The organism is Streptomyces sp. NPDC029152 (assembly GCF_055564355.1).
The window spans coordinates 253,650-273,301 of sequence record NZ_JBVHWR010000008.1; the positions used below are offsets into that span (position 1 = coordinate 253,650).

17 protein-coding genes and 1 pseudogene are annotated in these 19,652 nt (G+C 74.6%); 12 read left to right on the forward strand and 6 right to left on the reverse strand.

Annotation, left to right across the window (positions count from 1 at the left end; translation table 11 throughout):
• The first annotated feature begins 74 nt into the window (after positions 1-74).
• From ACZ4V6_RS19410 to ACZ4V6_RS19435, 6 genes and pseudogenes are all read left to right on the forward strand, one after another.
• The gene (locus ACZ4V6_RS19410) at positions 75-620 is read left to right on the forward strand and encodes a hypothetical protein (protein ID WP_467828734.1); all 546 of its coding nucleotides are present in this window, start codon (positions 75-77) and stop codon (positions 618-620) included.
• An 88-nt stretch (positions 621-708) separates the two neighbouring features.
• Positions 709-1,241: pseudogene (locus ACZ4V6_RS19415) on the forward strand (hypothetical protein).
• Between the two features lie 206 nt (positions 1,242-1,447).
• Entirely contained in the window at positions 1,448-2,065 is a 618-nt protein-coding gene (locus ACZ4V6_RS19420) for an RNA polymerase sigma factor (protein WP_467828736.1), read from the forward strand.
• A 50-nt stretch (positions 2,066-2,115) separates the two neighbouring features.
• A complete protein-coding gene (locus tag ACZ4V6_RS19425; protein ID WP_467828738.1) occupies positions 2,116-3,021 on the forward strand; it encodes a hypothetical protein in 906 nt (301 codons plus the stop codon).
• A 369-nt stretch (positions 3,022-3,390) separates the two neighbouring features.
• Positions 3,391-4,053, forward strand: coding sequence for an RNA polymerase sigma factor (locus tag ACZ4V6_RS19430; protein WP_467828740.1), 663 nt, complete (start codon positions 3,391-3,393; stop codon positions 4,051-4,053).
• A complete protein-coding gene (locus ACZ4V6_RS19435; RefSeq protein WP_467828742.1) occupies positions 4,053-5,213 on the forward strand; it encodes a hypothetical protein in 1,161 nt (386 codons plus the stop codon). Before ACZ4V6_RS19430 ends, ACZ4V6_RS19435 begins: the two co-directional genes overlap by 1 nt.
• A gap of 231 nt (positions 5,214-5,444) precedes the next feature.
• Here ACZ4V6_RS19435 and ACZ4V6_RS19440 read toward each other — a convergent pair whose 3' ends face one another.
• Complete coding sequence (locus tag ACZ4V6_RS19440; protein WP_467828745.1) at positions 5,445-6,347, reverse strand: L,D-transpeptidase family protein; 903 nt, start codon at positions 6,345-6,347, stop codon at positions 5,445-5,447.
• 252 nt (positions 6,348-6,599) lie between these two features.
• Here ACZ4V6_RS19440 and ACZ4V6_RS19445 point away from each other — a divergent pair, with 252 nt between their 5' ends.
• The gene (locus ACZ4V6_RS19445) at positions 6,600-8,198 is read left to right on the forward strand and encodes an acyl-CoA mutase large subunit family protein (protein ID WP_467828748.1); all 1,599 of its coding nucleotides are present in this window, start codon (positions 6,600-6,602) and stop codon (positions 8,196-8,198) included.
• A 99-nt stretch (positions 8,199-8,297) separates the two neighbouring features.
• Positions 8,298-8,948, forward strand: a complete 651-nt coding sequence (leuE, locus tag ACZ4V6_RS19450; RefSeq protein ID WP_467828750.1) for a leucine efflux protein LeuE — start codon at positions 8,298-8,300, stop codon at positions 8,946-8,948.
• A gap of 10 nt (positions 8,949-8,958) precedes the next feature.
• Here the strand turns inward: leuE and ACZ4V6_RS19455 are convergent, their stop codons facing one another.
• Positions 8,959-10,359, reverse strand: coding sequence for an FAD-dependent oxidoreductase (locus ACZ4V6_RS19455; protein WP_467828752.1), 1,401 nt, complete (start codon positions 10,357-10,359; stop codon positions 8,959-8,961).
• A gap of 79 nt (positions 10,360-10,438) precedes the next feature.
• Here ACZ4V6_RS19455 and ACZ4V6_RS19460 point away from each other — a divergent pair, with 79 nt between their 5' ends.
• Positions 10,439-11,089 carry a TetR/AcrR family transcriptional regulator C-terminal domain-containing protein gene (locus ACZ4V6_RS19460; protein WP_467828754.1) on the forward strand — a complete coding sequence of 217 codons (651 nt, stop codon included), beginning with the start codon at positions 10,439-10,441 and terminating at the stop codon, positions 11,087-11,089.
• Here the strand turns inward: ACZ4V6_RS19460 and ACZ4V6_RS19465 are convergent.
• The 4 genes from ACZ4V6_RS19465 to ACZ4V6_RS19480 all read right to left on the reverse strand — a co-directional run bounded on the left by ACZ4V6_RS19465 (position 11,074) and on the right by ACZ4V6_RS19480 (position 15,850).
• A complete protein-coding gene (locus ACZ4V6_RS19465) occupies positions 11,074-12,060 on the reverse strand; it encodes a class I SAM-dependent methyltransferase (RefSeq protein WP_467828756.1) in 987 nt (328 codons plus the stop codon). The two genes, ACZ4V6_RS19460 and ACZ4V6_RS19465, sit on opposite strands and share 16 nt — an antisense overlap.
• Before the next feature lie 76 nt (positions 12,061-12,136).
• Positions 12,137-13,297 carry an acyltransferase family protein gene (locus ACZ4V6_RS19470; RefSeq protein WP_467828759.1) on the reverse strand — a complete coding sequence of 387 codons (1,161 nt, stop codon included), beginning with the start codon at positions 13,295-13,297 and terminating at the stop codon, positions 12,137-12,139.
• Between the two features lie 241 nt (positions 13,298-13,538).
• Positions 13,539-14,873: a polysialyltransferase family glycosyltransferase gene (locus tag ACZ4V6_RS19475; RefSeq protein ID WP_467828761.1), complete on the reverse strand. Its 1,335-nt coding sequence runs from the start codon at positions 14,871-14,873 to the stop codon at positions 13,539-13,541.
• Complete coding sequence (locus ACZ4V6_RS19480) at positions 14,870-15,850, reverse strand: glycosyltransferase family 2 protein (protein ID WP_467828763.1); 981 nt, start codon at positions 15,848-15,850, stop codon at positions 14,870-14,872. The genes ACZ4V6_RS19475 and ACZ4V6_RS19480 overlap by 4 nt, the downstream gene beginning before the upstream one ends.
• Positions 15,851-16,048: 198 nt before the next feature.
• Here ACZ4V6_RS19480 and ACZ4V6_RS19485 point away from each other — a divergent pair, with 198 nt between their 5' ends.
• The 3 genes from ACZ4V6_RS19485 to ACZ4V6_RS19495 all read left to right on the forward strand — a co-directional run bounded on the left by ACZ4V6_RS19485 (position 16,049) and on the right by ACZ4V6_RS19495 (position 19,651).
• The gene (locus ACZ4V6_RS19485; protein ID WP_467828765.1) at positions 16,049-17,365 is read left to right on the forward strand and encodes a DUF6716 putative glycosyltransferase; all 1,317 of its coding nucleotides are present in this window, start codon (positions 16,049-16,051) and stop codon (positions 17,363-17,365) included.
• A 65-nt stretch (positions 17,366-17,430) separates the two neighbouring features.
• Entirely contained in the window at positions 17,431-18,672 is a 1,242-nt protein-coding gene (locus tag ACZ4V6_RS19490) for a cytidylyltransferase domain-containing protein (RefSeq protein ID WP_467828767.1), read from the forward strand.
• Positions 18,673-18,712: 40 nt separating this feature from the next.
• The gene (locus ACZ4V6_RS19495) at positions 18,713-19,651 is read left to right on the forward strand and encodes an N-acetylneuraminate synthase family protein (RefSeq protein WP_467828769.1); all 939 of its coding nucleotides are present in this window, start codon (positions 18,713-18,715) and stop codon (positions 19,649-19,651) included.
• Position 19,652 lies beyond the last annotated feature (1 nt).

Sequence of the window (19,652 nt, forward strand, 5' to 3'; positions counted from 1 at the left end):
TACGGCTGCGAACTCCCGTGCGGCTGTGGTGATGTGTGGACGAGCCGAACCGACACGCCGGGGGGAGCCGGGACATGGGCTACTGGGGATATTTCGTCGTGGGCCGCGCCGAGCGGCCGCTCGCGGAACTGGACGCGCTGGCGGGCGCCGCGGACATGGACCTGCGGGTGTCCGCGCCGGACGGCTGGCAGATGTGGGAGTACCCGGGCGGCGAGGGCGACGTCGGGAACATGAACGACCTGGCCGCGCAGACCGGCGCGCCCGCGCTGTTCGGGTACGTCATGGACAGCGCCTGCGTGGTCGTGGAGGCGGCGGCCCCCGGGAGCGGGGCGTGGACGACCTGTCTGGTGCGGGCCGCGATGGCCAAGTACCTCGGCGCCGAGAACGAGGGACTCACGCTGGAGGACTACTTCCTCGAGCCCCGCGACGCCGCCGAGCGCGCCGTCGCCTGGGCCGCCGAGGCCGGGCGCACCGCGGACGCCGGGGAGCTGGCCGACGTGCTGGCGGCAGAGCCGGGGGACGACGCGGGCCCCGGCCCGGGCGCCGCGACCGGGGCGGCCCCGACGGCCGAGGACCTCTTCTTCCGCTTCCTCGACCGGCTGGGCGTGGTGCCGCTGTGACACTCGCGGGCCGTCGCGCGCAGGAGGGGGAAGTGCGGGTTCCGCGGCGGGACGCGGGCCGGAGCGGCAGGGACGAGGGAAGCGCCGGATGAGTCCGGTGGAACTGATCGCGCAGGCCGACGCACGCGGGCTCGCCTGTCTGGACCGCTGCCTGCCCCTGCTGGACGGCGACGACGACGTGCTGCGGCCCTTGTGGGCGACCCTCGCCGACGCGGACGTGACCGGGAACGGGCCCGCCTGGGCGCCGGCGTGGGAACGGGTGCGCGGCGACCTCGCCGGGCCCGACGCGGCCGGCGAGGACGAGGCCGTCCCGCCGCCCCGGCCGGGGGCTCGGCCGCCGAGGTGCGGGCCTGGGCCGACGCCTGCTCCGTGGCCTCGCTGCGGATCCACCGGCTCCTCGACCCCGCTCCGGTGGCCGCCGGTGGCGCCGGCACCGGCCGCGAGGAGCCCGCGCGGGGAACGTCACCGCTGGTCGCCCCCGAACTGCGCCGCCAGGTCACCGTCCTGGAACTGCCCGCCGGCCACGGCCCGGCGGGGCTGCGCGGCGCCCTGGACGTGTCCGTCGAGGGGCGCCGGGTGCTGCGGGCGGTGGTGTCCCGCAGGGCGCGCGGGCGGGGCTGACCGGGCGGGGCTGACCGGGCGGGGCTGACGCCCGCCGGTCCGCGGCCGTCCCGGGGGGACGGCGCGGTGGTGGGGCGGACGCGGGGAGGCGGGACGGGCGGGCCCACGGGCCGTTCGCTGTGACACTTCCGCGCGGCCCGGCGCTGATGACCGTGGAGGCGGGCCCGAGGGGCGCGCCGGGAATCCGGTACGGACGAGGACGCTTCTTGGGCCAGGGAGGGGAACCCCGCCGCGTACAGGCGTACGACGGGGAACTGGGCGAGGCCGTCGCGCTGGCCCAGGAGGGCGACGAGGCCGCCTTCGCGGCCGCCTACCGGCTCGTGCAGCCCGGTCTGCTCGGCTACCTGCGCGGGCTGGTCGGGGACGACGCCGAGGACGTGGCGTCCGACGCCTGGTTGGAGATCGCCCGCGACCTCGGGCGCTTCCGGGGCGACGGGGCCGGTTTCCGGGGCTGGACGGCGACCATCGCCCGGCACCGGGCACTGGACCACCTGCGCCGCCAGAAGGTGCGGCCCCGGGCGTCCGCGCTGGAACAGGACGTGCTGGACCTGCCCGGCCCGCACTCCACCCACGACCAGGCGCTGGAGACGCTGTCCACCCGGACCGCCCTGGAACTGGTGCGCGGGCTGCCGCGCGACCAGGCGGAGGCCGTGCTGCTGCGCGTCGTCGTGGGTCTCGACGGCCCCGCCGCCGCGCGCGTCCTCGGCAAGCGGCCGGGCGCGGTGCGCACGGCGACGTACCGGGGGCTGAAGCGGCTGGCCCGGCAGCTGGGCACCGGCGGTGTGACGGACGAGGGGCCCAGGACGCTGGGGGAGTCGACATGACGGGCGCCGACGGCGGCGGCCCGGCGGACCGAGCGGGAACGGAAGCGGACATGGGTGCACAGCGGAGCGCCGGCAGCCTCCACGGCCGCCGGTCTGCCCGTCCCGACGCGGGGGACGACGCCCGGGACGCCCCCGGTGCCACGCGGGCCGCGGTACTGCTCGCCGCCGCCCTGCGCGGTGACCGCGTCGGGGGCGAGGGGGAACGGCGGGCGGTGGACGCCTTCCGGGACGCCCGGGACGCGGGGGCGCACCAGGCGGCGCGCACCGCGCGCGTCCGCCGACGGGACGACTGGCGGCCCCGGGAACGGCGTCGCGCGCGGCGCTCCCTGAGGACCACCCTCTCCGTCGTGCTGGCGAGCCTCACGCTCGGCGGTGTCGCGTACGCGGCGATCGGCGCGGGCGACACGGGCGGTCCCCCGGCCACGGGCACACCCCCCGCCGGAGACCGCGGGCCGGCGCCCATCGCCCCCACCGGCACGGGCGGTGACGGCCGTCCCGCCGGGCCGGGGCCTTCCGCCGTACCCTCCGCCATGCCCTCCGGCGCCACCGCCGCGCCCGGCGGCCCGGCCGCCGACCGGGACTCCGCCGCCCGCTGCCGCGCGCCGGACGCCGGGGACCGGCAGCGGCCCGTCGCGGTGGCGGGCGGCGAGCAGCACGTCGCGGAGGACTGCGCCCGGCGGCACGCGCGGCGGACGGAACCCTCCACCGCGGACGACGGGAGCACCGGGCCTGCCGGGAACACCGGCTCCGCCGGGGGCCGGCCGGGCGGACCGGCCGGGGCGAGCGGTGACCTCGGAACGGACACCGGGCCGGGCGGCGGCAGCGGCACGGACGGCGGAAACGGCGACGGGAACGGCAACGGGAACGGCGACGGGAACGGCAACGGGAACGGCGACGAGAGCGGGAACGCCGGCAACGGGAAGAAGGCGGACCAGGGCCGCGGCAAGGGCGGGTAGACCCGCGACGGAGGCGTGGCGGCCCCGGCCGAGGCAACGGCCGAGGCCGCCACCCCCCACAGGAGAGGCCCCGGCCGTCGCGCGGCACGGGCCGCGCGGCGGCCCGTACTCCCTACAGCGTCGCCGACGCGTTTTCTGTCACACCTCACCGAGTCACGGCTTAGTTGCATCTTGTACGGCAATGCGATGAGGACATGGACGAGCGGCGGTTTCAAGACGTAACGTGCCTTTCGCGCCGACCAGCGGGGGGATCTTCCTCCCGCGTCGCACCAGCGGTGGACCACCGCAACCACTCAACGCGGAACCACGACGGCGAGCACCCGGTCCGCGAGAGCGGTACCGGCTCAGGCGCAGAGAGAGGCGCGTTCGGTGCTGGGGGACGACGCGGAGCTGACCGCCGCGGTGCGTGCGGCACAGGACGGGGACGAGACCGCGTTCCGGACCGTGTACCGCGCGGTGCACCCGCGGCTGCTCGCGTACGTGCGGACGCTGGTCGGTGATCCGGACGCCGAGGACGTGGCATCCGAGGCGTGGCTCCAGATCGCCCGTGACCTGGAGCGTTTCGACGGTGACGCGGACCGGTTCCGCGGCTGGGCCGTCCGTATCGCCCGCAACCGCGCGCTGGACCACATCCGCCTGCGCGGACGCCGGCCCGCGATCGGCGGCGACGAGACCGAGCTGACCGGCCGGCCCGCCGAGTCCGACACCGCCGGCGAGGCCATCGAGGCCCTGGCCACCGACAGCACCCTCTCCCTCATCGCCCGGCTGCCCCGGGACCAGGCCGAGGCGGTCGTCCTGCGGGTGGTCGTCGGCCTCGACGCCAAGAGCGCGGCCCGGACGCTGGGCAAGCGCCCCGGCGCCGTCCGTACGGCGGCGCACCGTGGTCTGAAGCGCCTGGCCGAACTTCTCGGCGGCGATCCGGAATCCACCGGGGCGCTCGACGTCGTGCCGCCCCAGCGAGAACCGCGCGGCGGTACGGTGACGTCCGCGACGGTGACGCATACGCGTGCGCGGACGCAGAAGGACATGTGATGGCGGACGAGCAGGACGGGTGGCTGGACCGCGAAACGGCGGAGATCCTGCTGCGCGGAGAGTCACTGAAGGCTGTCGACCCCGCGGTCCGGGAGCGGGCCGAACGGCTCGCCGGGGCCCTGGACGCCCTCGCGGCGTACCCCGCCCCGACCAGCGGCGAACTGCCCGGCGAGGCCGCCGCGCTGGCCGCCTTCCGCAAGGCGCGCGCCGATCGCGCCGGGGAGCGGGCCGACGTGCCGGGCGCCCTCGGCCACGGCACCGCGGCGCGGTCCTTTGACGCCGGACCGGTCCGCACCGGTGCGCGTCGCGGCGGCGCCCGGGGCCCCCGCTGGGGCCGTCCCCTGCGCCTCGGGCTGGCCGCGGCGCTGACCGCGGGAATGGTCGGCGGGGTCGCGGTCGCGGCCGGAACCGGAGTCCTGCCGACGCCGTTCGGCGGTACCGAACCGGCCCCCGCGCCCACCGTCTCGGCGGCGGTGTCGTCCTCCGACGGCCCGCTCGGTCCGTCCACGCGGCCGGGCGGCCCGCGGGGCGGATCCACGCCCGACGGTGCCACGCCCGGCCCCTCCGGAACCACGCGCGACGAGGCGGGCGGCGGCACGGCCGGTGACCACGACCCGGGCGCCGACGACCGGGCGCGGGACGGCGCCGGCGGACGGTGGCCGGAACTCGCCAGGTCCTGCCGTGACATGAGCGCCGGCAAGGCACTCGACGGCGCCCGCGGGCGCGCGCTGGCGGAGGCGGCCGGCGGCACCCCGGGGGTGGGCGCGTTCTGCCGGAGCGTCCTCGCCGGAACCGACACCGGCACCGCGGCCCGGGGCCGCGCCGGGGCAGGGGCAGGGGCGGGGGCCGGTGCCGGGAAGACCGCGGAGGGCCTCCTCCGCGGGGCGGGGAGCGACGGCGAACCCCAGAAGGACACCGGCGGCACCGGCGGCAAGGGCGACAACGGCGAGCAGGGCGGCGGCAAGCAGGGCGACAACGGCAAGCAGGGCGGCGGCAAGCAGGGCGGGGGCGGCGGGAACGGCGGGGGCGAGCACGGCGACGGTCCCCGCACGGTCCCCCGCGCCCACGGGGCCCCGGCACCGCGGCCCGCCCACGCCACGGGCGCTCACACGGCCCTCGTGCCCCCGCCGGACCAGCGGCCGAAGCGCGCGTCGCAGTAGGCGGCGGTGCTTGGCAATACCGCCTGACCTGCGATTTCGTGAACGGGCGGGGTTTTTTCCGCGGTAGGTGTGACACTTTTGGCCGCCGGTGCGCAGTACTGAGTGAGCCGACTGGTCATCGGCTTTCGCACCGAGCCGGGGTTCCCCCCGTACCCGCGGCTCGTGCCCCTCGGCGCGGGCGGGACACGTTCCCCCTGTCCCGCCCGCGCCCCTTCCCGCTCCCGCGCCGTCTCACCGGTACACGACGACCTTGTCGCCGTTGCGCACCCGCGCGTACAGATCCGCGATGGCCCCCTCGTCCCGCACGTTGACGCACCCGTGCGAGGCGCCGGCGTAGCCGCGGGCGGCGAAGTCGTACGAGTAGTGCACGGCCTGGCCGCCGCTGAAGAACAGCGCGTACGGCATCGGCGAGCGGTAGAGCGTCGACCAGTGGTGACGGGACTTCCAGTAGACGTGGAAGACGCCCTCGCGGGTCGGCGTGTACTGGGAGCCGAACCGCACCGCCATCGTCGACACCGTCCGGCCGTCGACCATCCAGCGCAGCGTCCGGCTCGACTTGCTGACGCACAGCACCCGTCCGGTCATGCAGCGCGGATCGGGCGCCGCGGCCGGCTGCCCGCCCATCAGGTACAGCTGCCACTTTCCCGGTTCGCGCGTCATCGCCAGCAGCCGCTGCCAGGTGACGGTGTCCGTGCGGCCCGTCCCGGGCAGCCCGCGCTTGCGCTGGAAGCCGCTCACCGCCCGCTCGGTCAGGTCGTCGTACGTCCCCGTCGGTCCGTCGACGAGCCAGCCGATCTGGCGCAGCCGGGCCTGCAGTTCGCGGACGTTCCGGCCCGTGTCGCCCCGCGACCACAGCACCGGCGCGGGCCGGGCGGGCGGAGCGGCGGCCGGCCGGCGGGCGGACGGGGCCCGCTCCGACGGCCCACCGGGGGCGGCGCCGGGCACGGGCGAGCCCCCCGGCCCGCCGGCGCCGGGCGCCGGCCGGCCCGTGCCGTCGACGCCGGGAAGCGGCCGGCCCGTGCCGTCGATGCCGGGGCCCTGCACCGTGCAGCCGCCCGCCGCCAGCACGGCGCCCAGGGCACAGGCCACCGCGCCCCGCCCGTACCGCACACTCCTCATGCGCCTCATACGCATCACTGTCCCCGCCGTCTCACGGTTCCGCACGGATGTCCCCCCGAGATGCTCCCCGCGGATGACGCGCCGCGAACGGCGCGGCATCGTTGTGACCGGGACCGCAACGCGGCTGTGAGGAAGGTCCCAGCGTGTGCCCCTCCACCCGGGCGCGCGCCCGCCGATACCCTCCGTCGGAGGGTCGGTCTGTACTGGCGAGTAACTGACGGGCAGTTCGAGCAGCTCGAACACATGCTCAGCGGGAGGCAACACACCATGACGCGCGAGTCGGGCGGTGCTCGGTCCACCGAGAGCGGACTGCCCATCGAACCGGTCTACGGACCCGGCACCCAGGAGGGCTGGGACCCGGCCGAGAAGCTGGGCGAGCCGGGGCGGTACCCCTTCACCCGCGGCGTGTACCCGACGATGTACACCGGCCGCCCCTGGACGATGCGCCAGTACGCCGGTTTCGGCACGGCGACGGAGTCCAACGCCCGCTACAAGCAGCTGATCGCCAACGGCACGACGGGCCTGTCCGTCGCCTTCGACCTGCCCACCCAGATGGGCCACGACTCCGACGCCCCGATCGCCTCGGGCGAGGTCGGCAAGGTCGGCGTGGCGATCGACTCGATCGACGACATGCGGGTGCTGTTCGACGGGATCCCGCTGGACAAGGTCTCCACGTCCATGACGATCAACGCGCCCGCCTCGCTGCTGCTCCTGCTCTACCAACTCGTCGCGGAGGAGCAGGGCGTCAGCGCCGACAAGCTGACCGGCACGATCCAGAACGACGTGCTGAAGGAGTACATCGCGCGCGGGACGTACATCTTCCCGCCCAAGCCGTCGCTGCGGCTGATCGCGGACATCTTCAAGTACTGTCGGGCCGAGATCCCCAAGTGGAACACCATCTCGATCTCCGGCTACCACATGGCCGAGGCGGGCGCGTCCCCCGTGCAGGAGATCGCGTTCACCCTCGCGGACGGCATCGAGTACGTGCGCACGGCGGTCGCGGCCGGCATGGACGTCGACGACTTCGCGCCCCGCCTCTCCTTCTTCTTCGTGGCCCGCACGACGATCCTGGAGGAGGTCGCCAAGTTCCGCGCGGCCCGCCGGATCTGGGCGCGGGTGATGAAGGAGGAGTTCGGCGCGCGGAACCCCAAGTCGCTGATGCTGCGCTTCCACACCCAGACGGCCGGCGTCCAGCTGACGGCCCAGCAGCCCGAGGTGAACCTGGTCCGCGTCGCCGTCCAGGGCCTGGCGGCCGTCCTCGGCGGCACCCAGTCGCTGCACACCAACTCCTTCGACGAGGCCATCGCGCTGCCGACCGACAAGTCCGCCCGCCTCGCGCTGCGCACGCAGCAGGTCCTCGCCTACGAGACGGACGTGACGGCGACGGTCGACCCGTTCGCCGGGTCCTACGTCGTCGAGAAGATGACCGACGACGTCGAGGCCGCAGCCCTGGAGCTGATGCGGAAGGTCGAGGACCTCGGCGGCGCGGTCAACGCCATCGAGCACGGCTTCCAGAAGAGCGAGATCGAGCGCAGCGCCTACCGCATCGCCCAGGAGACCGACTCCGGCGAGCGGGTCGTCGTCGGCGTCAACCGCTACCAGCTCGACGAGGAGGAGCCGTACGAGCCGCTCCGCGTCGACCCGGCCATCGAGGCCCAGCAGGCCGAACGCCTCGCCAGACTCCGTGCCGAGCGCGACCAGCAGGCGGTGGACACGGCCCTGACCGCCCTGAAGAAGGCCGCCGAGGGCGAGGACAACGTCCTCTACCCGATGAAGGACGCGCTGCGGGCCCGGGCCACGGTGGGCGAGGTGTGCGACGCGCTGCGCGAGGTGTGGGGGACGTACGTGCCCTCGGACGCCTTCTGAGCGCGTTTCTGATCACCCGTCGGACGCGCTGCGTGCGCGTCCGTACCGACGGCTGGAACGCCGGTACGGAGTGTCGCACCCCCGTGCGACACTCCCTCCATGTTCGGCGTCATCGACCTCCCCACCTACCTGGCGGGCCTTGCCCTCATCGTCCTGCTGCCCGGCCCCAACTCCCTCTACGTCCTCTCCGTGGCCGCCCGTCGGGGCGTGCGCGCCGGGTACACGGCCGCCGCCGGGGTCTGGTGCGGGGACACGGTGCTGATGACCCTGTCGGCCGCCGGGGTGGCCTCGCTGCTCCAGGCCAACGCCGTGCTGTTCGGGATCGTGAAGTACGCCGGCGCCGGCTACCTCACGTGGCTCGCGGTCGGGATGATGCGGGCCGCGTGGGGGATGTGGCGGACGCGCCGGGAGCAGGCGGCGCCCGACGCCGCCGCCCCCGTGGCCGGGGACGAGCGGCCCTTCCGCCGGGCACTGGTCGTCAGCCTCTTCAACCCGAAGGCGATCCTCTTCTTCGTCGCCTTCTTCGTGCAGTTCGTCGACCCGGGCTACGCCTACCCCGCCCTGTCCTTCGTCGTCCTCGGCGCCTTCGCCCAGTTCTTCAGCTTCCTCTACCTCAGCGCGCTGATCTTCAGCGGCACCAGGCTGGCCGCCGCCTTCAGCCGCCGCAAGCGGCTGTCGGCGGGGGCCACCACGGCGGCGGGAGCGCTGTTCCTGGGCTTCGCGGTGAAGCTGTCGATGGCCGGCGCCTAGGCACCGGCCGTCAGACCAGGCCGAAGCGGGCCAGGTAGCCGTCGAGGCCGGCCGGGTCCTCGCCCGCCCAGCCGACGTGGCCGTCCGGCCGGACCAGGAACAGTCCCGTCCCGTACGCCCGGTGCCCGGGCCCCCGGACCACGGACACCGGCTCCGGCACCGGCGGCGCCCCGGTGCCCAGGGCCAGCAGCGTCCAGTGCGGTCCGCGGAACGCGTCGAAGAGCCGGACGCCGTCCACCGTGCCGTCGGGCGCGCGGTCGCCGGCCCGCAGGGCACCGTCCGGGACGGCGCGCGTCTCCGTCGTCAGGGACGACTCCCGGTAGCCGATCCCCAGTTGCCGGGTCGCCCCGCCGCGCCGCACCTCGCCGCGGTGGACGGCGGTCGACAGGCCGAGCATCTCCGCGGCGACCGGGCGCCGTTCCTCCTCGTAGCTGTCCAGGAGCGTGGCCGGGGCGCCGCCCGTCAGCACCGCGTCCAGCTTCCAGCCCAGGTTGTAGGCGTCCTGGACGCTGGTGTTCAGCCCTTGACCGCCCGCGGGTGAGTGCACGTGCGCCGCGTCGCCGGCGAGGAAGACCCGGCCCGCGCGGAAACGGTCGGCCAGGGCCGCCCGCGGCCGGAAGTCGGAGGCCCAGCGGATCTCGGTCACGTCCTCGACGGCGATGTGCGAACGCTCCGCGACGACCTTGCGGACGCCGTCGGGGGAGGTGTCCACGTCCGCGCCCTCCGGGAACCGCGCCATCACCTGGAAGTCCTCGGTGCCGGCCAGAGGGCAGACGGCGAGGAACCCGTCGCCCTCGTGCGGCGGGAAGACGTGCCAGTTGTCCCGGTCCAGGCCGTTGATCCGGACGTCCGCCACCAGCGTGGGATTCGGGTCGACGGGCTCGCCGGTCATGCCGATGCCCAGCGCGCGGCGCACCGCCGACCGGCCGCCGTCCGCCGCGACCAGGTGGCGGGCGCGCACCGTCCCGCCCGAGGAGAGGTGCGCGGTGACGCTCTCGTCGTCCTGCGAGACGCCGACGACCTCGTGCCCGAAGGCGATCTCGCCACCCAGTTCCGCGAGCCGTGCCGCCAGGATCTCCTGCGTGCGCCACTGCGGCACCATCCACGCCCTGTTGTACGGCGAGTCCTCGCTCGGCTCGGCCGGGTCGAACATGTGGTGTTCGCCGACCCGCTCGCCGTTCTTCCAGATCATGCCGACCGGGTAGCCGCCGCCGGCCGCGTGGATCGCGCCGAGGACGCCCAGGTCGTCGAAGACCTCCATGGTGCGGGGCTGGAGGCCCTTGCCGCGCGATCCGGGGAACAGTGTCCCCTCCCGCTCCACCACCAGCGCGTCCACGCCCCGCCGGGCCAGGTCGATGCCGAGCGCGAGTCCGGTGGGGCCCGCGCCGACGATCAGGACGTCCGTGTGCATGCCGCTTCTCCTTAACGCTGTTAAGTGCCGCCTGCCCCCGAGGATCCCCTTAACGGCGTTAAGGTGTCAAGCTGTGGGCGTGGGAACGGAACGGCGCGCCCCCCTCGACCGCCGACGGGTCGCGGACACGGCGCTGAAGCTGCTGAACGAGGTGGGCCTCGACGGCCTGACCCTGCGCACCATCGCCCGGGAACTGGACGTCAAGGCGCCCGCCCTGTACTGGCACTTCAAGGACAAACAGGCCCTGCTCGACGAGATGGCCACCGAGATGTACCGCCGGATGGTCGCCGAGGGCTCGCTCGACCCGGGCGACACCTGGCGCGAACGGCTGCTCAAGACCAACCGGGGCCTGCGCGCGGCGCTGCTCCGCTACCGCGACGGCGCCAAGGTCTTCAGCGGCTCACGCTTCACCGGCCTGGAGCACGCCGAACAGATGGAGGACGGCCTGCGCCTGTTCACCGCGGCCGGCTTCACCCTCCCCCAGGCGGTGCGGGCGACCTCGACGACGTACGTCTACACGCTCGGTTTCGTCACCGAGGAACAGGGCGTCGCACCCCTGCCCGACCAGCGGCGCGAGGGCTACGACATGAACGAACGCGCCCGCCGGATGGCCGACTTCCCCCTGTCGGCCGCGGCGGGCGCGGAGATCTTCGCGGACTACGACCGGCACTTCGAGGAAGGGCTGGCGCTGGTGATCGACGGGATCGCGGCGCGCTACGGCTTCGGCTGAGCCCCGGCCCGCCGCCGGGCCAGCCGACGGCGCACCGCCCGGGTGACGACCGGCGGCAGCAGGTCCACGGCGAGCCGGCGGGCCCGGGCGCGGGGGGACGGTGCGGGCGCCTGCCGTGCCGTGCGGCCCGCCTGCGGCGCCGCCTTCGTCTGTCCCGGAAGCGACGCGGCACCCGGCTGCCGGCCCGCCGGGCCCGGCGCGGGCGCCCGGTGCCGGGAGACCGGCAGCGACGGCGGCCGCACGGTCCTGCCCTCGGCGCGGGCCCGCACCAGCCGGTGCCCGGCGGCCTGCTCCACGGTCACCGCGACGTCGTCGCGTTCGCGCAGCGCGGCGAGCAACTCCTCCTGGACGGGCTCGGGGTCGCCCCAGGTGCCGTACATCTTCTGGCTGCTCAGGCAGACCGGGCGCAGTCCCCGGTCGAGCACGGCCTCCCAGGCGGCGGCGGCCACGCCCGGGGTGTGCTCGGTGCGGTAGTCGTCGAGGACGACGATGCCCTCGGGCAGCAGCAGGTCACGGGCCGCGCCGATGTCCCCGTGGACGTGCTCGTACAGGTGCGAGGCGTCGACGTGGGCGAAGCGGCAGGTGCCGGGCGCGACCTCCCCGGTGATCGCGGAGCTCGGGGCCTGGACGATCGCCGGCAGGGTGTCGTGGAAGGACAGGTAGTTCCGCTCGAAGGCCTGCCGGGTGAGCGTGGAGTACGACTTCGCCGACTCGGCCCGGTTCGCCTCGTCCGGGGCGTCCGCCTCGAACAGGTCGCAGACGGTGAGCTTCTCGCCGTCCCGCAGGTGGTGACCCAGCAGGATCGCGCTCTTGCCGAGGTAGGCGCCCAGCTCGAGCAGGTCGCCGCGGGTGCCCGCGATCTCCTGCCGTTCCAGGAACCAGGAGAACAGCACCTGGTCGAGCGGCCAGAACCAGCCGGGGACGTCGTTCAGCTCAGCGGGATACGTGTGCGTAGCTTGCGCGGTCGCCATGAGGGGAGGATGCCCCCTCGGCACCGGAAGGCGGCGGGCGCGCGCGGCCCGGTGGGCGGAATATCGCACGAATCGCTCAATGTGACCGGTTGAGGACCGCCCGCAGCCGCGGCGTCAGCGGCTTCTCGACGAACCGGTGCAGCAGCCAGGCCAGCCCCAGCATCCCGGCCACCGTCAGCGCGAAGGTCGCCGCCGACGGCACGTGCAGCCCGCGGTGCAGGAAACGGATCACCACCCAGCCCAGGTGCTCGTGGACCAGGTAGAACGGGTACGTCAGCGCGCCGGCCACCGTCAGCCAGCGCCAGTTCGCCCGGTTCAGCCATCCCAGCGCGACGGCCGCGACCGCCACGAAGCCGAGGGCGACGACCAGGACGATGCCGAAGGTGGTCCGGTGCGCGAAGGCGTTCGGGTCGGTGGCGTTCCACAGGTCGCGCACCGCGTGGTGCTGGCCGATCAGGAACCCGGCGGCCACCAGGCCCCAGGCGTGCGCGTCCCGCCGGTCGCGGTGGACGAGGTACAGGCCCACGCCGCCCACGAAGAACGGGGCGTACTCCGGCATCAGCACCAGTTCGAGCAGCGGCTCGTGCGCGGCCTGCGCGAGCGCCGCGGCCAACAGCCAGCCGGCGCAGAACATCAGGACGCGCCGGCGGTTCGCGCCGGGCAGGACGACGCACAGCGCGAACAGCGCGTAGAAGCGGATCTCCACCCACAGCGTCCAGCACACGCCCAGCACCCGGTCCGCGCCCAGCGGCTGCTGGAGCATCGTCAGGTTGACCAGCGCGTCGCTCGGCGACACCGCCTCGTAGACCACCACCGGCAGCGCGAACACCGCCGTCACGAGGATCACCGCCGCCCAGTACGCGGGCAGCAGCCGGGAGGCGCGGGAGGCGACGAACGACGTCAGGGAACGGCCCCAGCCGCTCATGCAGATCACGAAGCCGCTGATCACGAAGAAGACCTGGACGCCGAGACAGCCGTAGGCGAAGAAGGCGTGCAGCGTGGGGAACTGAAGCCGGGCCGAGCTGCCCCACGCGTCGGTGACGGAGCCGCCGCGCCCGCCGTAGTGGTACGCCGCCACCATCAGCGCGGCCACCAGCCGCAGCCCGTCCAGGGCCCGCAGCCGGGCCGGCGCCGCCTTCGCCTTCGGCGCCTCCGGTACCGGCGGGCCGGACTCCGCGGTGGGGGCGGTCGCCGTGCCCGGCCCCGCTGCCGTCGTGCTCACGACCGTCTCGGTCACTGCTCGTCTCCCTCGGCCGTTCCCTCACCCGTCGTCGTCGGGACGCCCGCGGACAGGCCGGTGCGAACAGCCGTGCGGGGAACGTGTGTGTGGTGGGTGGGGCAAGGCTAGGCATGCCCCCGGCCGGGAACGGCACCGCCGAGCGGACCACCGGGGGAATTTCTGCCGAACGTCGGACGACGGAACGGTGACGGCCGCCGGTCCCCCCGCGCGGTTCACCTTCCCGTCGTCCGGCGTCACCTCAGCGTTTGACCGAGCGCCGAATGGCCCGCGCCCGCCGCACCACCTTCCGGGCCGCCGAATTGTGCGGCAGGAAGGCCAGCCGCTCCGGAATTCCGCCGGGCAGCCCCAGCGAGGTGAGCCGCCGCTTCTTGAAATACCGCCGGGTGCGGGCGTCCGGATTCCCGCGCAGGAATTCCTCCGCGTCCGGCCGCAGCCCGGTCAGGATCTTCGGCTGCATCGCGAAACCCACCGCCCGCACCAGCGCGCCGAGGGTGTCCGTGTCCATGCCCGGGCGCCCCTTCGCGACGGCCGCCGCGTCGTCCGGCTCGGGCAGCAGCGCGTCGACGATCGTGACGGGCACCCGGTTGCTGTTCTCGTACGGCGTCAGCCGGTCCAGCAGCGCCCCGGTGCCGACCCGCGCGACCGGCAGGCCGTACAGCGCGGACGCGGTGAGCAGCGCCGTGGAGAAGCAGCCGACCACCAGCGCCGGGCGCATCCGCTGGTACAGCACCTCCGCGAGCACCGGCGTGTCCACCACCGTGAGGGCGACGCCGAGCCGCTCCGCCTCCTCCTCCAGGGTGCGGATGAAGCGGGCCGGGGCCGTGGGGTGCGGCTTGAACACCACCCGGGTGTGCCCGAGGCCGACGGCGCCGGTGAGCATCCGCACGTGCAGGGCCTCCTCCTCCTCGGCGGAGAGGATGCCCAGCGCCGACAGGTACTGGCCGAGCAGCAGCGCGGGTTCCTCGACGTCCGGCAGGCCGGCGCCGGTGTCCGCCAGCTCGGCCAGCACCCCGGTGAACGCCGGGGTCGGCACGAGCTGCGGGCCCACCCCGAACTCGGTCAGCAGCAGCGGGGTGAGCCCCGGCACCAGGTCGAGGTGGAGCAGCCGCTCCACGCGGGTGCCGACCAGCGGGTCGAGCTTGTTGCGGGTCGGCCCGTAGCTCATCAGACCGTCCGCGTACACGGTCAGGGGCGCGTCCGGGAACATCTGCGCCACCCCCAGCGCCGGCTGCACCTGGATCGACTCCACGACCAGTGCCACGTCGTCGTCCCCGAGCCCCCAGGCCAGCCGCAGGTACCGCTCCCACATCGGGGCGTCGTCCACGCGCGGCGCCCAGCCGCCCGGGTGGAAGGGGAAGACCGTCTCGTTCCACGACACCACGTCGTCGAACCGGTCCCGCAGCTTCTCGAACCCCGGCATCGCGTCCAGGGACGGCGTCGTCTCGGGCGTCGCCGCGTTGTTGGACACCAGCAGGATCCGCCGGTCGGCCGCCTCGAAGCAGCCCGCGTCCAGGGCGGCGGCCAGCGTGGCCGTGCCGTACAGCGTCGACGCCAGGAAGATCTGCGTGCTCACGCGGCCACCTCCGCGGCCGGCACCGGACGGCGGCGCAGCCGGCGCAGCCGCGTCGCCCGCTCGGTGTCCATCGAGGCGAGCACCTCGTCGAGCGCGTCCTGCGGCATCCGCCGCAGCGCGGCGGCGCTCATCGCCTTCAGTTTGCGTGCCACGGCAGGCTCGAACCTCTCGATGGAACCCAGATGGTGGGAGATGATCGCGCAGTACGTGCGCACCGCCTTCGGCAGCAGCCGCGCGGCGTCGGCGTCCGCGGCCGTCTCCGCGACGACCTGGTCGAAGGCGCGGACGAAGTCCAGCTGGCGGACGTCCCCGATCTGGGTGAGCGAGGACGCCACCCCGCGCCGGTAGAAGACGCCGAGCAGCCCGGTCACCGCGAAGGACTCCGCCTCCCGGTGCAGCTTCCAGATCCACGGCCGGTCCTCGGCCGTGCGCAGCCCGTCGGTGAAGTGCAGCAGACCCCGGTCGGCCAGCCGGCGGTGGTAGATCCCCGCCCAGGCGTACGCGTAGTCGACCGAGGTGGAGCGGTGGGCGGGCAGGATCGCGTCGCGCGGGCACAGGGAGACGTTCCGGCGCCCGTGCGGCACCCGGAACACGGCCCGGGACCTGGCCGTGCACTGCACGTGGTCGGTGCGCACGAAGTCGCAGCCCAGACCCTCGATCGCGGCGACCAGACGGTCGTAGTGGCCGGGGGCCAGCCAGTCGTCGCCGTCCAGGAAGGTCAGGTACTCGCCGCGCGCCCGGTCGATGCCGGTGTTGCGGGCGGTCGCCAGGCCGCCGTTGCGCTCGTGGCGGACCAGCACCGCCCCCGGCAGCTCGTCCCGAGCGCGCGCGAGGAGGTCCGCGGTGCCGTCGGACGAACAGTCGTCGACGAGAATGAATTCGAAGTCGTCCCGCGCGTTCGCGCGCAGACTCCGCAGGGTGTCGGGTGCGTATTGCCGCACGTTGTAGAACGGCACGATGACGGAGAGCTTGGGCACGTCCGCGACGTTAGGCGCCGGCCCGGCATGCCGCTTTACCTGTGTCTTGATGCGAGGTGAACGAGGCATGGCGAAGCCGTGAAGCGGACGGGATTTCCGGCCCCCGGTGCACCGATTCGCCGTTCGGCGACGTGCTGTTCACCCTTTGTTGCTTTCCGGTTGGGCGGTTCCTAGAAATGGATTCCTAGCGTCTTAGGCGTGCCAGCAAGTGCAACGAAGGCCCGGCGAGTCGCCGTTCTCGCGGATTCCGACACCCGGTGGAAATGGGGCGCGCTCACCGCGGCCCGCATCTCCCCCGACGGTGCGGACCTCCACCTGGACGGCTACCTCCTGCGGGGCCGAGCCACCCCCACCGCCCGCCAACTGGCGGAAGTCGGCGCCGAAGCGGACTCGCTCCGCGAGGTGACCGCCGCCGAGTTCCTGCGCGTCATGGCCGAGGAGCCGTACGACGTGCTCGTCCTCGCCCTGGTCGGCGGCGGCGTCCAGGCCGTGCTGCACGGCCTGCGACACGTGTGGGAAGGCCGCACCGGCCGGCCCGTCGTCGTCACCGGCTACGTCGGCGTCGTCTACGAGAAGCTCACCGACGGCCTGCTGCTGCGCCACGGCGCCGACCTCGTCCTCGCCAACTCCCGCCAGGACGCGGACCGTTTCCGCGCCGTGTACGAGGGGGTCGGCGCCGACGCCTCCGCGGTGACCGAGGTCGCGCTGCCCTTCCTGGGCGGGGCGGAGCACACCGGCGAGCACGGCCACCCGTACACGGTGGTCTTCGCCGCCCAGCCCTCCGTCCCGGACAGCCGCCGGGACCGTACGTACCTGCTCGACCGGCTCGTCGGCCACGCCCGGCTCCACCCCGAGCGGGAGGTGCTGCTCAAGCTGCGCTCCAAGCCCGGCGAACACACCACGCACATCGAGGAGCTGCCCTACCAGAAGCTGGTGCAGAAGGCCGACCCGCCGCCCAACTTCCGCCTGGTCTACGGGCACATGGGCGACGTCCTCGACCGCACCGACCTGCTGGTCACCGTCAGCTCCACGGCCGCCCTGGAGGCCCTGCACCGCCGCATCCCGACGGCCGTGCTGACCGACCTCGGGGTGCGCGAGGCCCTCGGCAACCACCACTTCACCGGCTCCGGCTGCCTCGCCTCCTGGGACCAGCTCGACGACGGCCACCTGCCCGTGCCCGACCCGGTGTGGACCGCCCGGCAGGGCGTCGCGGCCGACGGCACGTACGCCACCGCCTTCGACACCGCCCGCGCCCGCATCACCGCGCTGCTCGACCGGCCCGGCGGCCTGCCCCCGCTGGCCCCCTACTACACGCCCGTCACCGCCCCCGGCTACCTGCCCGGCATCCTCGCCCGCCACCACCTCGCCCCGGACGGCAGCCCGCTGCCCGGCGCCCCCGCGGCCGACCGCGCGCCCGGACCGGTCCGCCAGATCGTGCGCCGCGCCGCACGCGGCGCTTACCGGCACGGCGTCCAGCGCGTCGCCCCGGTGATCCGGCGGATGGGGGAGCTGTGACCGGCCCGCGCCCCGCCCGACCCCGCACCCGCGTACCCGCCCCCGGAGACCGAGGAGCCCCTCCCATGACCCAGCCGGACGACCCGCGAGCGGGCCGAGACGCCTCGGTGCGCCGTGTGCTCGCCGTCATCCCCGCGCGCGGCGGCTCCAAGGGCGTGCCCGCGAAGAACCTCGCCCCCGTCGGCGGCGTCCCCCTCGTCGCCCGCGCCGTCCGCGAGTGCCGGGCCACCCGCCTGGTGACGGACGTCGTGGTCTCCACCGACGACCGGGCCATCGCCGCCGCCGCCCGCGAGGCCGGCGCCGAGGTCGTGCTGCGGCCCGCCGCCATCGCCGGGGACACGGCCACCTCCGAGGCCGCGGTGCTGCACGCCATGGACACCCACGAGGCCCTGCACGGCGCCGCCGTCGACGTGGTGCTGCTCGTGCAGTGCACCAGCCCCTTCCTCGTCCGCGAGGACGTCGACGCGGTGGCCGGCGCGGTCGCCGAGGGCGGCGCCGACACCGCGGTCACCGTCGCCCCCTTCCACGGCTTCGTCTGGCGGGACGGCGAGGGCGAGGGCGACGGCGGCCACGGCGTCAACCACGACAAGGCCCACCGCCCCCGCCGCCAGGACCGCCCCCAGGACCTCCTGGAGACCGGCGCCGCCTACGCCATGGACGCGGCCGGCTTCCGCGCACACCGGCACCGCTTCTTCGGCCGCACCGAACTGGTCCGCACCGACCCGGCCCGCGTCCTGGAGATCGACGACCCGCACGACCTGGCCCGCGCCCGGGCCCTCGCCCCCCTCCTCGACGGCGCCCGGCCCGGCGCCCTCCCGGCCGGCGAGGACATCGACGCGGTCGTCCTCGACTTCGACGGCACCCAGACCGACGACCGGGTGCTGATCGACTCCGACGGACGGGAGTTCGTCTCCGTGCACCGCGGCGACGGACTCGGCATCGCCGCCCTGCGCCGCAGCGGCCTGAGGATGCTGATCCTGTCCACGGAACGGAACCCGGTCGTCGCCGCCCGCGCCCGCAAGCTCCGGATCCCGGTGCTGCACGGCATCGACCGCAAGGACCTCGCCCTCAAGCAGTGGTGCGAGGAACAGGGCGTCGCCCCCGAGCGGGTGCTCTACGTCGGCAACGACGTCAACGACCTGCCGTGCTTCGCCCTCGTCGGCTGGCCCGTGGCCGTCGCGAGCGCCCACGACGCCGTCCGCGGCGCCGCCCGCGCCGTCACCACCGTCCCCGGCGGAGAAGGCGCCGTCCGCGAGATCGCGAGCTGGCTCCTCGGCCCCTCCCTCGACGTACCCGACTCCCTCTGAACCCCCACGCACACCCAGCCCACGTAAGGAACCCCCTGGCATGAGCACCGACTCCCGCACCCGCACCTTCGGCACCCGCGAGGCCGGCCCCGGCCGCCCCGTCTACATCACCGGCGAGATCGGCATCAACCACAACGGCGACATCGAGAACGCCTTCAGGCTGATCGACGCCGCCGCCGAGGCCGGCTGCGACGCCGTCAAGTTCCAGAAGCGCACCCCCGAGATCTGCACCCCGCGCGACCAGTGGGACATCGAGCGCGACACCCCCTGGGGCCGGATGACCTACATCGACTACCGCCACCGCGTCGAGTTCGGCGAGGACGAGTACCGGCAGATCGACGACTACTGCAAGTCCAGGAACATCGACTGGTTCGCCTCCCCGTGGGACACCGAGGCCGTCGCCTTCCTGGAGAAGTTCGACGTCCCCGCCCACAAGGTCGCCTCCGCCTCCCTGACCGACGACGAGCTGCTGCGCGCCCTGCGCGCCACGGGCCGCACGGTCATCCTGTCCACGGGCATGTCCACCCCCAGGCAGATCCGCCACGCGGTCGAGGTCCTGGGCAGCGACAACATCCTGCTGTGCCACGCGACGTCCACCTACCCGGCGAAGGCCGAGGAGCTGAACCTCCGCGTGATCAACACCCTCCAGCAGGAGTACCCGAACGTCCCGATCGGCTACTCCGGCCACGAGACGGGCCTGCAGACCACCCTCGCCGCGGTCGCCCTCGGCGCCACCTTCGTCGAGCGCCACATCACCCTCGACCGCGCCATGTGGGGCTCCGACCAGGCCGCCTCGGTCGAGCCGCAGGGCCTGGCCCGCCTCGTCCGCGACATCCGCACCATCGAGGCCTCCCTCGGCGACGGCGTCAAGAAGGTCTACGACTCTGAACTCGGCCCCATGAAGAAGCTGCGCCGCGTCACCGGCGTCGTCGCCGAGGCGGAGATCGCCGCGGCGGCCGGCGAGCCGGTCACGGTCTGAC

What these genes read in the sequence shown, in the direction of transcription:
- ACZ4V6_RS19410 (WP_467828734.1), top strand. Translation starts at nt 75, where the DNA reads ATGGGCTACTGGGGATATTTCGTCGTGGGCCGCGCCGAGCGGCCGCTC.
- ACZ4V6_RS19425 (WP_467828738.1), top strand. Translation starts at nt 2,116, where the DNA reads ATGGGTGCACAGCGGAGCGCCGGCAGCCTCCACGGCCGCCGGTCTGCC.
- ACZ4V6_RS19435 (WP_467828742.1), top strand. Translation starts at nt 4,053, where the DNA reads ATGGCGGACGAGCAGGACGGGTGGCTGGACCGCGAAACGGCGGAGATC.
- ACZ4V6_RS19440 (WP_467828745.1), bottom strand. Translation starts at nt 6,347, where the DNA reads ATGCGTATGAGGCGCATGAGGAGTGTGCGGTACGGGCGGGGCGCGGTG.
- ACZ4V6_RS19445 (WP_467828748.1), top strand. Translation starts at nt 6,600, where the DNA reads ATGACGCGCGAGTCGGGCGGTGCTCGGTCCACCGAGAGCGGACTGCCC.
- leuE (WP_467828750.1), top strand. Translation starts at nt 8,298, where the DNA reads ATGTTCGGCGTCATCGACCTCCCCACCTACCTGGCGGGCCTTGCCCTC.
- ACZ4V6_RS19455 (WP_467828752.1), bottom strand. Translation starts at nt 10,359, where the DNA reads ATGCACACGGACGTCCTGATCGTCGGCGCGGGCCCCACCGGACTCGCG.
- ACZ4V6_RS19465 (WP_467828756.1), bottom strand. Translation starts at nt 12,060, where the DNA reads ATGGCGACCGCGCAAGCTACGCACACGTATCCCGCTGAGCTGAACGAC.
- ACZ4V6_RS19490 (WP_467828767.1), top strand. Translation starts at nt 17,431, where the DNA reads ATGACCCAGCCGGACGACCCGCGAGCGGGCCGAGACGCCTCGGTGCGC.
- ACZ4V6_RS19495 (WP_467828769.1), top strand. Translation starts at nt 18,713, where the DNA reads ATGAGCACCGACTCCCGCACCCGCACCTTCGGCACCCGCGAGGCCGGC.